Annotated in this window: 11 protein-coding genes; 10 read left to right on the top strand and 1 reads right to left on the bottom strand. The window is 33.8% G+C overall.

The genetic code is table 11. The annotated features are described in order from the left end of the window. Positions 1-45 precede the first annotated feature (45 nt). Positions 46-1,560, bottom strand: a complete 1,515-nt coding sequence (gene hutH, locus DM397_RS15910) for a histidine ammonia-lyase (protein WP_111378480.1) — start codon at positions 1,558-1,560, stop codon at positions 46-48. A gap of 646 nt (positions 1,561-2,206) precedes the next feature. On the opposite strand from hutH, the gene thrA reads away from it, so the two are divergent. From thrA to DM397_RS15965, 10 genes are all read left to right on the top strand, one after another. Further along, positions 2,207-4,654: a bifunctional aspartate kinase/homoserine dehydrogenase I gene (gene thrA, locus DM397_RS15915; protein WP_111378481.1), complete on the top strand. Its 2,448-nt coding sequence runs from the start codon at positions 2,207-2,209 to the stop codon at positions 4,652-4,654. A gap of 154 nt (positions 4,655-4,808) precedes the next feature. Then, on the top strand, positions 4,809-5,729 hold the full coding sequence (locus tag DM397_RS15920) for a homoserine kinase (RefSeq protein ID WP_111378482.1): 921 nt from the start codon (positions 4,809-4,811) through the stop codon (positions 5,727-5,729). A 466-nt stretch (positions 5,730-6,195) separates the two neighbouring features. Then, positions 6,196-7,485: a threonine synthase gene (thrC, locus tag DM397_RS15925; RefSeq protein ID WP_111378483.1), complete on the top strand. Its 1,290-nt coding sequence runs from the start codon at positions 6,196-6,198 to the stop codon at positions 7,483-7,485. A gap of 257 nt (positions 7,486-7,742) precedes the next feature. Continuing rightward, complete coding sequence (locus DM397_RS15930) at positions 7,743-8,447, top strand: Ntn hydrolase family protein (RefSeq protein ID WP_111378484.1); 705 nt, start codon at positions 7,743-7,745, stop codon at positions 8,445-8,447. A 254-nt stretch (positions 8,448-8,701) separates the two neighbouring features. After that, positions 8,702-9,463, top strand: coding sequence for a hypothetical protein (locus DM397_RS15940; RefSeq protein WP_111378486.1), 762 nt, complete (start codon positions 8,702-8,704; stop codon positions 9,461-9,463). 261 nt (positions 9,464-9,724) lie between these two features. Next, the gene (locus DM397_RS15945; RefSeq protein ID WP_111378487.1) at positions 9,725-10,309 is read left to right on the top strand and encodes a hypothetical protein; all 585 of its coding nucleotides are present in this window, start codon (positions 9,725-9,727) and stop codon (positions 10,307-10,309) included. 177 nt (positions 10,310-10,486) lie between these two features. Then, positions 10,487-10,798, top strand: coding sequence for a hypothetical protein (locus DM397_RS15950; RefSeq protein WP_142479055.1), 312 nt, complete (start codon positions 10,487-10,489; stop codon positions 10,796-10,798). Positions 10,799-10,860: 62 nt separating this feature from the next. Beyond that, on the top strand, positions 10,861-11,688 hold the full coding sequence (locus tag DM397_RS15955) for an SMP-30/gluconolactonase/LRE family protein (RefSeq protein ID WP_111378489.1): 828 nt from the start codon (positions 10,861-10,863) through the stop codon (positions 11,686-11,688). A 92-nt stretch (positions 11,689-11,780) separates the two neighbouring features. Beyond that, entirely contained in the window at positions 11,781-12,287 is a 507-nt protein-coding gene (locus DM397_RS15960) for a GNAT family N-acetyltransferase (RefSeq protein WP_111378490.1), read from the top strand. A gap of 373 nt (positions 12,288-12,660) precedes the next feature. Continuing rightward, positions 12,661-13,209: a HutD family protein gene (locus DM397_RS15965; RefSeq protein ID WP_111378491.1), complete on the top strand. Its 549-nt coding sequence runs from the start codon at positions 12,661-12,663 to the stop codon at positions 13,207-13,209. Positions 13,210-13,513: the final 304 nt, after the last annotated feature.

A 13,513-nucleotide genomic window follows, 5' to 3' on the forward strand; every position in this document is an offset into this window, starting at 1 on the left:
TTATTTTTGATAGTGCAAAATTACCTTCAATAACACGTTTCAGTGTTAAGCCATTGTTAACAAATCGTTTTCAATTTGAAAACTCGAAAGGAATAAAACCGTGTTTTCTATGTCATTATGTAAGATTCTATCTTCTTTTACCAAAGGCACCACTTCTCTATAGCTGCTTAAGAACATTTCGATAAAATTGCTTGATTTTAGAGGCTCTCTGTAGGCAATTGCCTGTGATGCATTCAACAATTCAATAGCCAAAATACGCTCTAAATTATCTAAAATACGTAAGGCTTTTGTAGCTCCGTTTGCTCCCATACTCACGTGATCCTCTTGTCCGTTACTCGAAACAATGCTATCGATACTCGCCGGAGTTGCCAATTGTTTGTTCTGACTTGCAATACTTGCAGCAGTATATTGCGGAATCATGAAACCTGAATTCAATCCTGGATTATCTACCAAAAATGCAGGAAGATTTCTCAATCCTGAAATCAACTGATACGTTCTTCTTTCAGAAATGCTTCCTAATTCTGCCAAAGCAATTGCCATAAAGTCTAAAGCTAATGCTAAAGGCTGTCCGTGGAAATTTCCGCCAGAAATAATCTGATCGGCTTCTATAAATATATTAGGATTATCGGTTACAGAATTGATTTCTGTTTTGAATACTTTTCGAACATAGTCAATCGCATCTTTTGAAGCGCCGTGAACCTGTGGCATACAACGGAAAGAATACGGATCTTGAACATGTTTCTTTTCTTGAGTGATAATTTCACTTCCATCCAAGAATTCAGTGATTCTTTGTGCGGTTACGATTTGTCCTTTATGCGGACGTATATAATGTATCAATTCGTTAAATGGCTCAATTCTTCCATCAAAACCTTCTAGAGAAATGGTTCCGATTAAGTCTGCTAAATACGAATATTTATATGCTTTAATTAAAATGTGAGCTCCGTAAGCACTCATAAACTGAGTTCCGTTCAATAAAGCCAAACCTTCTTTTGATTGTAAAACGATTGGTTCCCAATTAAACTGCTTCAAAATTTCGGCAGAAGCCACTTTTTTTCCTTCAAACAATACAACTCCTTCTCCAATTAATGGCAAAGATAAATGTGCCAGCGGCGCTAAATCTCCAGAAGCACCAAGCGAACCTTGAGTATATATTATTGGAAGAATATCATTATTATAAAAATCAACTAAACGCTGCAATGTGATTAATTGAACTCCTGAATGTCCATAACTTAAAGATTGTATTTTAAGCAACAGCATCATTTTTACAATTTCTGCAGGAACTTCTTCACCTGTACCACAAGAGTGCGATTTCACAAGATTTTCTTGAAGTTTAGATAAATTCTCATTAGAGATTTTTACACTATATAAAGATCCGAAACCTGTATTGATACCGTAAATTGGTGCCGTATGCGATGCCATTTTCTTATCTAAATAATCGCGGCATTTCTGAACATTTACTTTAGCTTCTTCAGATAATTCAAGTATTTTATTTTGGCTTAAAATTTCTTGTAATGTTTCTAAAGTAATTGTTTCTGAACTTATATAATGAATCTCTCTCATGATGATTGTAAATTTTAAACGCCAAAATTCAACAAATCAATATTAAAAAGCAACATTTTATCACAATAATTAAGATTTCTATAAAAGCTCTTAACATACTTTAAATCGCAATTCAAATCAAAATATCTCTTTTTTACCCGTTTTTCATGTCTTTTTAAGCTCGACATCAATCCATTGCAAAGGTTCAATCTATAAAAATTGCTGTTCAAAATATGCCAAAACATCAATTTAACATATTCAATTTTAACAAATACTCAATATTGATTTATAGAGATTTGAATTATTAAAATATTCGTAAAAAAGCTTTTCGGGTTTTTAACTCTTGCAAAAAGCTGTACTTTTGAAAAATCAAAAATGAAAAGTAACAGCATAAAATATCAATCTACAATTATTACAGCTCAAACAGGAGTTGCGATTGCTGCTACCATTATTACTACTACAACAACTACTACCCCTTAGGGGTATACATTTTTACATATAATTCTAGGTTACCTATACTTTTTTCTTGAAAGAAGAGAGTTATTGGATACATAAAAAACATTTACAAAGAAAAAAAAGTTGCAGTTTTCAGTTTCAGTTCACAGTTGATAACCTTTGAACCTTTGCCACTCAAAACCTTTGCACCTTATTAAAAAATATCACAAAAATGAAAGTATTAAAATTTGGCGGAACTTCGGTTGCCAATGCTCAAAATATAAAACTCGTTCTCGACATTGTAAACCAAAAAGCAAAACAGGATCAACTCGTTGTTGTAGTTTCAGCACTAAGCAAAGTGACAGATTTACTACAATTAGCAGCCGCAAAAGCAGCCGCAAACGATGAAAGCTTTAGAGAAGTTGTGGCTGAAATCGAGAAAAAACACCTTGACACACTTAAAGAACTTATTCCCGTTAGCGAACAAAGCAGTTTGCTGAGTCATGTAAAAAGAATCATCAACCATTTAGAAACTTTATTAGACGGCTGTTTCTTGCTTGGCGAATTATCTCCTAGAACTGCCGATACTATTTTAAGTTTTGGTGAATTGCTTTCTTCATTCATTATTGCTAAAGCCTATGAGCAAATCAGTAAAGATGCAGTTTACAAAGACAGTAGAGAATTAATTAAAACAGATAATAACTTCGGAAAAGCTGTGGTTAACTTCGAAGTTTCAAATAAATTGATTCAGGAATATTTTGGTTCGAATGAAGCGAAAATCAATATTATGCCTGGTTTTATAGCGCAGACTTTGGACGGAATCACTTCAACTTTAGGACGCGGAGGTTCAGATTATACTGCTGCCATTATTGCTGGAGCAATCAACGCTGAACAATTGGAAATCTGGACTGACGTAAACGGAATGTTTACTGCAAACCCAAAAATCGTTAAACAAGCACAGCCAATTGCGAATATCTCTTATCAAGAAGCGATGGAATTGTCGCATTTTGGAGCAAAAGTATTGTATCCACCAACAATTCAGCCAGTTTTAAGAAAAAACATTCCAATTTTAATCAAAAATACTTTTGAGCCAGAAGCTGAAGGGACTTTAATTTCGAATCAGGTTTCATCAAAAGATACTGTTGTAAAAGGAATTAGCCATATTGATCATATTTCGCTTGTAACTCTTGAAGGTCCAGGAATGATTGGAGTTGCAGGTTCATCAAGAAGATTATTCGAAGTATTATCTCAGGAAAAAATCAACGTGATTTTTATTACGCAAGCTTCTTCTGAGCATTCAATTTGTATCGGAATTCTGAATTCTGATGCTGATAATGCCGAAGCTGCAATCAACAGAGCTTTTGAAATCGAAATTTCACAAAACAAAATCGATCCTTGTTATGTAGAAAAAGACCTTTGCATTATTGCTTTAGTGGGTGAAAACATGAAAAATCACCAAGGTTTAAGCGGAAGAATGTTCAGCACTTTAGGAAAAAACAACGTAAATATTCGTGCCATTGCGCAAGGTGCTTCTGAAAGAAATATTTCGACTGTAATTAACGAAAGAGACGTTAAAAAAGCGTTGAATACTTTACACGAGAATTTCTTCGAAGAAAACACAAAACAGCTGAACCTATTTGTAATGGGAGTTGGAAATGTGGGTGAAAAATTCATCGAACAGATTCACAACCAAAGAAAGTTCTTAAAAGATAATTTAAAGATCAACGTTCGCGTAATTGCGTTGTCTAACTCAAGAAAAATGATTTTTGATGAAGACGGAATTTCATTAAAAAATTGGGATGCCGCTTTAGCAGAAGGCGAACCAGCAAGTATAGACGGATTCATCAAACGTGCAGAAGAACTGAATTTACGTAACAGCATTTTCGTGGACATCACGGCAAATGCGACAGTTTCTGAAGCATACGAGAAATTCTTAAAAGAGAGTATTGCCGTTGTAACTTGCAACAAAATTGCTTGTTCTTCTGCTTACGACAACTATAAAAAACTAAAAAGCTTATCACGCCAATACAATGCTCCTTTCTTGTTTGAAACGAATGTTGGTGCGGGATTGCCAATTATTGATACTGTAAAAAATCTGATTGCCTCTGGAGATAAAGTGCATAAAATTCAAGCAGTTTTATCTGGAAGTTTGAACTTTATTTTCAACAATTTTGACGAAAACAACTCTTTCCACGATGTGGTAAAAGAAGCTGGAGTTCAAGGTTTTACAGAACCAGATCCAAAAATTGATTTAAGCGGAATCGACGTAGCGCGTAAAATTCTAATCCTAATTCGCGAAAGCGGTTACGAAATGGACATTGACGCAATTGCAAACGAATCGTTCCTGCCAGCAGAGTGTTTAGCAACAACAAACAACGAAGATTTCTTCGCATCGCTAATCAAACATGCTGCTCATTTTGATGGCATTTACAAAGAAGCTTTAGCCAAAGATTCAAGATTGAAATACGTAGCGCAATTCGAAAACGGAAAAGCAAGCGTTGGTCTGCAATTCATTCCAAAAGATCATCCTTTCTACAATTTAGAAGGAAAAGACAATATCGTATTGTTCTACACAGATCGTTACGTAGATCAGCCTTTATTGATCAAAGGAGCCGGTGCAGGAGCTGCTGTAACAGCATCAGGAATTTTTGCAGACGTTATTAGAATAGGAAATATTTAAAGGTGCTAAGGTTCTAAGATGCTAAGGTTCTGAGTTTTTTCAAAACTAATCTTAGCCTCTTAGAATCTCGAAACCTTAGAAACTAAAAAATAAACAGTTGCAAAGAAAAACTTAGAACCTTAGCATCTTAGCAACTCAGAACCTTTAAAAAGAAATGGAAATTAAACTTTTTTGCCCAGCAACTATTGCCAACCTCTCATGCGGATTTGACGTATTGGGACTTTGCTTAGACAATGCGGGCGACGAAATGATTGTTCGAAAAGTCGATCAAAAAGGAGTTCGAATCACTAAAATTGTCGGTGCCAATTTGCCTTTAGAAACTGAGAAAAACGTTTCTGGAGTTGCCGCTTTGGCCATGTTAGAAACTTTAGACGAATTAGACTTCGGATTCGAAATCGAAATTTATAAAAACATAAAAGCTGGAAGCGGAATCGGAAGCAGTGCGGCAAGTTCTGCGGGAGCGGTTTTCGGAATTAATGAATTATTGGGACGACCTTATTCTCGTAAAGATTTAGTTCAGTTTGCGATGCAGGGCGAGAAATTAGCCAGCGGAAACGCGCATGCCGACAACGTTGCCCCTGCCCTTTTAGGCGGATTTACTTTGGTAAGAAGTTATGCCCCGCTTGACATTATCAGAATTGATAGTCCAGAGGAATTGTACGCAACGGTGGTTCACCCGCAAATTGAGTTGAAAACGTCTGACGCTCGTTCGGTTTTAAAACAAAACGTTTCCCTAAAAAGCGCCATTATGCAATGGGGAAATGTAGGCGGATTGGTTGCAGGTCTTTACACCAAAGATTACGAATTAATCGGACGTTCACTTCATGATGAAATCGTAGAGCCTTTAAGAAGCGTTTTAATTCCAGGTTTCGACCAAATCAAACAAACGGCTTACGAAAACGGTGCTTTAGGTTCTGGAATCTCAGGTTCTGGCCCATCAATCTTCGCTTTAAGCAGAGGAAAAAACACAGCCGACCAAATCGCAAAAGCCATGAGCGACGTTTACGAAAAAATGAATTTACCGTATGAAATTCACGTCTCGAAAATCAATCCAGACGGCGTAAGAATTTTGTAGAAAAATATTAAGTACGAAGAATTAAGTATTAAGACAAAGTTTGTCAGGCTGAGCCCTTCGTTCCTCAGGATAAACTCCGTCGAAGCCCACGCAAAGTATGACACGTCCTGTTTGTCATCCTGAGGAACGAAGGATCACACGAGAAGCTCGACAAAGAGTAGACACAAAGCATAGCCATGCAGTTTGTCATTTCGACGTAAGGAGAAAACTCCACGAGAAACTCGACAAAGATTAGTTCAACGTTGCGGAGTTATATGCGAAGATTTCTCCTTACGTCGAAATGACAAAAATGCTTAAAAATAACTATTGAAATAAAAAGATATTACCACAAAGCTTTGCGAACTCTGCGTTTTCAAAAGAAACCAATTCCTTTGCTCCCGATAGCTATCGGGATTGCGGTTAAATAAACACAAACCATTGGAATTTACATTTCAAATAATCTAAAATCTAAAATCTAAAATTAGAAATGAAATACTACAGTTTAAACCATAATGCCCCAAAAGTTTCTTTTCAAGAAGCTGTTATACAAGGATTAGCAACTGACAAAGGATTATATTTCCCAGAAAGCATCACACCGCTTGATCCTTCTTTTTTTGATAAAATTGAAAGTTTAAGCCATGAAGAAATTGCTTTTGAAGCGATTAAACAATTTGTTGGCGACGAAATACCTGCAGAAAAACTAAAAGAAATCATTGCCGAAACTTTAGTTTTTGATTTTCCGGTTGTGAAAGTCGAAAACGGAATCTATTCGTTAGAATTATTTCATGGTCCTACAATGGCTTTTAAAGACGTTGGAGCGCGTTTTATGTCACGTTGTTTGGGCTATTTCAATAAAGACAAAAAAGACGCTAAAAACACTGTTTTAGTAGCTACTTCTGGAGATACAGGCGGAGCCGTTGCAAGCGGATTTTTAGGCGTTGACGGCGTTGATGTTGTCATTTTATATCCGTCTGGAAAAGTGAGCGATATTCAGGAAAAACAATTGACTACTTTAGGGCAAAATATTAAAGCTCTTGAAGTTGACGGTGTTTTTGACGATTGTCAGGATATGGTGAAAAAAGCGTTTTTAGACGAAACTTTAGCGCACAAAAACCTGACTTCTGCCAACTCGATTAATATTGCACGCTGGTTACCGCAAATGTTTTATTTCTTCTTTGCTTACAAAGCGTTGAAAAGCCAAAACAAACCTTTAGTTTTCTCTTGCCCAAGCGGAAACTTCGGGAATATATGCGCGGGAATTATGGCTAAGAAATTAGGTTTGCCTATTGAGCATTTCGTAGCTTCTACAAACGTAAACGACACGGTGCCAAGATTCTTAGAAAACGGAAAATACGACCCAAAACCTTCTAAAGCAACAATCTCTAACGCCATGGACGTTGGAAACCCAAGCAACTTTATTAGAATTCAGGAATTGTACAACAACGACTTAAAAGCTTTCGAAAAAGACTTTTCTTCTTATAGTTATACAGACGAAGAAACGCTTGATGCTTTAAAGAAAATCTACAATACAGACGGTTATATTGCAGAACCGCACGGCGCTGTGGGTTATTTAGGTTTGAAAAAAGAACTGAAAAAACACCCTAACGCCATTGGTATTTTCTTAGAAACAGCGCATCCTATTAAATTCTTAGATGTGGTTGAACCTGCTTTAGGAATTACACTTCCTATTCCTGCTCAAATTGAGAGCGTTATTAATGAGGAGAAAGTTAGTGTGAAAATTGGGACTTATGAGGAGTTGAAGAGTTTCTTGGGATAACCATTTATTATTATCATCTTACAACGACTGAAAATAAATTTCAGTCGTTTTTTTTTATTTCAATACTCTAAAATTATTTTGAGTTATAAAATAAAAATTCAAGTACGGAAATCCGTAAAAATTGGCAAGAAAAAAAACATATATTTGAAAATTAAGAAACCGAAATAAAGCTTCACTTATCTAGCCGATTTTTAGATGTACATGTGAAAGTTTGTTTCGCATATAAATGATTTAGCAACAATTTTAAAACCTAAATTATGTCAGTAATTATTGCAGTTTACACACCAACAGGAATAGTAATTTCTGGTGACAGTAGAACTACGGGGGCATTTAATCAAACAGTTCCAAATCCTCAAAATCCACAACAACAAATTAATATTCAGACAATGATCACATTATCTGATGCAACACTAAAAGTTTTTAAAATATTTGATAAATATGGTATTGGAACATTTGGAGATGCACAAATTGACGATTTACCGATTGCTCACTATATAGAACAATTTGAAATTAATAATCTTGCAAACCCGCCACGAACAACAAATGACTTGGTAACAGACTTGTTAAATTATTTTAGACAGTTTAATCCAATACCTAAAACTGGTTTTGTTGTTGCAGGATATGATAATAACGATCCATTCGTTTTTGGAGTTGACATATTTAATAATGTGGGCCAAAGACATAATTATATTCAGCCTCAAAACCAAATTAACTATGGAATTGTAAGAGGTGGTGATACAGATGTAATAAATAGACTTTTGAATAACCCGCAAAGATTACCAATATTCCAAACAATGAACTTACAAGACGGTGTTGACTTTTCGAGACACTTAATAAGAACAACTATTGACCAAATGAGATTTGAACCAGCTGTTCCAACAGTTGGCGGAGAAATAGATACTTTAATAATTACCAACAACAAAACTGAGTTTTTAAATAAAAAGAAATTAAGTTGTAAATAAAAAACTGGTACTAACAGCCATTTGGCGAGATCGGAGTTTGGGGCTGAATTTAAAAATGGTTTTATATTTGCAAAATTTGTGTTTAACCGAAAAATCTTGCATCTTTATTCCCCAACCTCGCCCGCTAGCGTTAGTGTCCTACTCGTTAACACAAAATATACATAAACTAAATGCTTACGAAAGCAGAAATATCTACGAATATTTATTTCAACTACAAATGAGTTAGTAACAATTTCAAAATACATAACAATTAAATGAAAAAAATTGTCGAGTATGTACCTATTATAACAGTTTGTTTAATTTATTTTGGTTTCTGCAATTTACATTATTACTATAAAGAATTTAATATAGATATTTATCACTATATAAGTAATACAGAGATTTTACTTTCTTTTTTGCCAACAATCGTTCTCTTGGCATCAACACTATATATATTTGTATATAATAGACTTATCAATCATCCAGATTTTATAAAAACAAACAATGATAAAGAAATCATTGAAGATGATAGCATTGAAGAAAGGGAGGGGATTAAACCTCAACAAAAAAAGAAAATATGGCGTATTTTATCAACTTTTCCCGTACCACTACTTTTATTACTTCTTATTGAAAGTGTTTCTACTATAATTTTGACTAAATATTTTTGCTTGAAAACTTATGAATTACAAGATGTAAATTTAATTTATGCATGTCTCTTTTTATCTGTAATTTACTTTTCCAGTACTCTTTTTAAAAATCAAAATCTCATAAACGACAATATATTATTAATTACTATATTTTCTGTCATTTATATCGGAAATCAAATTAGTACTTATAGAAAATTAGATGCCGATAAAATTAAGGATGGCATATCTAATAGAAAAATTATATTTGAATATAGTGGTAAAAAAATATCTACTTCCAATCAAAATGTTTATATAGGTCAAACTCAATCTCATCTTTTTTTGTACAATATTAAGAACAAGAGTACTTACGTATACAAAACAGAAAATATTGATTCTTTGATTATAAAATGAGAATCCTGCCCCCGCTAGCGCGAGCGTCCCGCTCGTGAACACAAAGAAATTCAAAAACCAATTGGAACGAGCACGAGCGGGACGCTCGCGATAGCAAGTGAATTTACAAATTTAAATTTATTCAAAAATATAAAACATTAGGTTAAGCTATTTTCTAATGCACTTTATAAATTTCTTCAACCAAAAATTCCTTACAAATATAAATTAGAAATGAGTCCTTTTTTTGTAGCTTCGTTTTCGTTCAACTTGATATTTAAAACTATGCAAAAAAAAATCACTTTCCTTTCATTAATTCTCTTGATATCTTGTCAAAAAAATGAAACCGTTTATAGAAATAATGAAGAACCAAAAGCTTTCGAGGAAAAATCTATTGATTTAGGAAGACTTAAAAGTGGTAATGATTTAATCGAAGACTTATTTCAGGAACTTGTAGACAAGTCTCCTGAGCTTAAAAGTTTAGAGAATGAATTAAAAGAACTGAAAACAGGAGATACAACAGATATTTTTTATAATTACAATCAAAAATCTGAAGACTATTATGCATCGGCAAACAGACATATTAATAGCATTCGAGATAGTGTAATGAAACAGAAAATCTTAAATCTGATTGCAAAAAGCGAAGAAAAATATAGCATTCAAAAATCTAATGTAGAGAATTTAACCAAAACGATCAATCAAAAAAGAAGTGAAATCAGTGATTATTATAACACCTTAAAGATTGTTTTAACGATTCCGCTAATTGAACAATATCAAAAACAACATCTTCCAAATAAAGCTCCATTTGAAAAATTAATAGAAAAAGAAAATAGCTTAATTGAAAAGATAAAAAGCAATACTCCACGTTAGCAAAGAGGAATTAGCTTGCAACTAAAAATAGAATTAACAGAAACAAATTCTAAATTGATGAATAAATATATTTTACTTCTAATACTTCTAATCTTGATCAGTTGCAAATCTGAATCAATTTTGACTGGTAGAAAATATCAAACCAATTCCGTAAATGAAGGCATATATACATTTGATATGAAAAGTCATAATTATTCTGAGAAAAAGGTTAGTGGAACAATTGCAAAAGGAAAATTCAAAACTTTCGTGTTAAGCTCCGAAAAAACTTTAATTGTTTGTAACGACATGATTTTGAGAAAAACAAGTGATGATATTGAAGAAATGAATAATATTGGTGACTCGCTTGTTGCAGCCGTGTTTAATAGATATAAAAATCTAGGATCGACAGTTTTTGAAATAACTTCAAAAGAAAAAAAATTATCATTTCGAAAAACATATGTAAATCAATTACAACAAACCGAAAGTGAAGGAACTTTAATTGAAAAATAAATCCCTTCGCTAGGGCGAGCATCCAATTCGTGAACACAAAGAAAATTCAAAAGCCAATCAAAATGAAAAAAAATGTTTATTATGTTTTAGTGCTATTTACAATCAGTTTTTCGAGTATTGCTCAACATTCTTTAAATAGAATTTGGATAACCGATAGTATTTTACCCATTCCTGAATCGGTATTATTTGACAAAACAGATCAGATTTTATACACCTCTTTAATGGATGGTTCGCCAGCTGAACGTGACGGAAAAGGAAGCATAGGAAAATTAACTGCCGATGGAAAAATCATTAATTTAAATTGGATATCAGGTTTAAATGCCCCAAAAGGAATGGCAAAATTCAAGAATAAGTTATTTGTAGCCGACCTTACAGAAATTGTAATTATAGATATCAAACAACAAAAAATACTGAAAAAAATAACCGTTGATGCTGCCAAAATATTAAATGATGTAACTGTTGATAAAAAAGGAGTTGTTTATGTTTCTGACCCAAAAGGGGGTAAAATTTTCAAATTAGAAAATGATAGTGCAACTGTTTATTTAGAAAACCTAAACAAACCAAATGGCCTAAAAGCTATCGATACTGATTTGTATTTTTTAGACAGTGGATCATTATACAAAATAGATCCTAAAAAGAATAAACAGCTTTTGGCAGAAGGCATGGATGAAAATACAGATGGAATTGAACCAATAGCCGATAGTACATTTATTGTGAGCTGTTGGACTGGAGTTATTTATTATGTAAATAAAGATGGCTCAAAAGAAATTCTTTCAGATACCAGAAAAGAAGAATATTATGCAGCTGATATAGGACTCGACAAAGAGAAAAAAATAGTCTATGTGCCTTCTCTTTTCAAGAAAACAATAGCAGCCTATTTGCTTAGATAATTTTAGCAACTACTTATTATAAACTAAAAGCTACAATTAAAATTTTGCGACTTTTTTTATCTTTGAAAAATCAATTCCAGAATATATTACTCGTGATTACAAAAGTATTACTAGAAGACATTCCAGCATTAACCATCTTAATAAATTCAGCATACAGAGGTGAAACTTCTAAAAAAGGCTGGACAACCGAAGCGCATTTACTAGAAGGAAAAAGAACCGACGAACCCGAAATGACAGAAATCTTTCTGGATCCAAAAAATACAATTCTGAAATTTACAGAAAATGACAAAATCATCGGTTCAGTTTTATTGGTTGAAAAAGGACATCAATTGTATTTAGGAATGCTTACCGTTTCGCCAGAACTTCAAAACAGCGGAATCGGTAAAAAACTCCTAGCTGAAGCCGAAATTCATGCAAAATCTTTGGGATTGTCAAGCATTATTATGACGGTTATTTCGGTACGTGAAGAACTTGTGGCGTGGTACAAACGTCATGGTTACGTAGATACTGGAAAACGTGAAGCTTTCCCTGAGAGTGAAATTCACACGACAGTTTCTGCTGAACCTTTGGAGTTTATTTATTTGGAGAAAGTGTTGTAGTGTTATACCACAAAGATTCGCAAAGAATTACGTAGAGATTCGCTAAGTTTTGTTTCATGCATTATATACCCAATCTTGTCATTTCGAGGAACGAGACTCGAGCGATAGCAAACAGGCAAAGCAAATCTTCGTAAGTAACTCCGCTACTAGAATCCAATCTTTGTAGAGCTTCTCGCGAAGATTTCTCGTTCCTCGAAATGACAAACTGTATGCAAACTTTGCCTAAAAAACTTTGCGTCTCTGCGACTTTGCGAGATTCGTTTTTCAGACAAACCTTATATTATCTTATATAACTTATATGGTTCAAAATAGTTACAACACGATCTCTTCAAACAAACGACAAATTGTTTTCTCTAAATAAAATATTCAATAAATGAACATACAGCTTTTCTCTAAAAAAAATACTAAACCCTCTATTTGGAGTGGTGGATTGACATATGAATATATGATTTATCCAAAAACAGCAAATTACGCCGATAGAGATTTTGCATTTAGAATTAGCAGTGCTACAATTGAAGAAGTGCCTTCGGAGTTTACCAAATTTAAAGGCTATCACCGATACTTGGTTATGCTCGATAACGACTTAGATGTTGAGGTAAACAAAGAAAAAAAAGCATATGAGAAGTATGAAATCATGGAATTTAATTCGGATGATGAGGTAACTTCTTTCACCAAAGGCACTGATTTTAATTGGATGGTTTCTGAGAAAATATCCCATCATAAATTGGAAATTGCAAATGGCAATCAGAATTGTAATGCTGAAGTGGTAATTGTATTTTCTTTACATACAGCAGTTATTACAATTGATGAAAAGCCATATCATTTAGAACCTAATGATGTATTGGTTATTGAAAATGAAGAAAAGGAAAATGTAAGGCTTCATTTTTCTACTGAATGCTTGTTTGGAATGTTGGATTTTTAATCAAGTTTTTTTGCCGCGAAGACACAAAGGCGGAAAGTTTTTTTAATCTCGCAAAGACGCAGAGGCGCAAAGTTTTTTGATAAAGTTCCCATGCAGTTTGTCATTTCGAGGAACGAGAAATCTTCGCGAGAAACTCTACAAAGATTGGATTATCGCTACGGAGTTACTTGTGAAGATTTGCTTCGCCTGTTCGCTATCGCTCGAGTCTCGTTCCTCGAAATGACAAGATTACGTATAACTTTGAGATAAAAACTTTGCGTCTCTGCGACTTTGCGAGATTTTTTACACAACGTAAGACGCACCG

Source organism: Flavobacterium nitrogenifigens, assembly GCF_003254565.1.
GTDB classification, from domain to species: Bacteria; Bacteroidota; Bacteroidia; order Flavobacteriales; family Flavobacteriaceae; genus Flavobacterium; species Flavobacterium nitrogenifigens.

Bases quoted from the DNA above. Each gene is read 5' to 3' on its own strand.
- hutH (WP_111378480.1), bottom strand. From the start codon at position 1,560: ATGAGAGAGATTCATTATATAAGTTCAGAAACAATTACTTTAGAAACA.
- thrA (WP_111378481.1), top strand. From the start codon at position 2,207: ATGAAAGTATTAAAATTTGGCGGAACTTCGGTTGCCAATGCTCAAAAT.
- DM397_RS15920 (WP_111378482.1), top strand. From the start codon at position 4,809: ATGGAAATTAAACTTTTTTGCCCAGCAACTATTGCCAACCTCTCATGC.
- thrC (WP_111378483.1), top strand. From the start codon at position 6,196: ATGAAATACTACAGTTTAAACCATAATGCCCCAAAAGTTTCTTTTCAA.
- DM397_RS15930 (WP_111378484.1), top strand. From the start codon at position 7,743: ATGTCAGTAATTATTGCAGTTTACACACCAACAGGAATAGTAATTTCT.
- DM397_RS15940 (WP_111378486.1), top strand. From the start codon at position 8,702: ATGAAAAAAATTGTCGAGTATGTACCTATTATAACAGTTTGTTTAATT.
- DM397_RS15945 (WP_111378487.1), top strand. From the start codon at position 9,725: ATGCAAAAAAAAATCACTTTCCTTTCATTAATTCTCTTGATATCTTGT.
- DM397_RS15950 (WP_142479055.1), top strand. From the start codon at position 10,487: ATGAAAAGTCATAATTATTCTGAGAAAAAGGTTAGTGGAACAATTGCA.
- DM397_RS15955 (WP_111378489.1), top strand. From the start codon at position 10,861: ATGAAAAAAAATGTTTATTATGTTTTAGTGCTATTTACAATCAGTTTT.
- DM397_RS15965 (WP_111378491.1), top strand. From the start codon at position 12,661: ATGAACATACAGCTTTTCTCTAAAAAAAATACTAAACCCTCTATTTGG.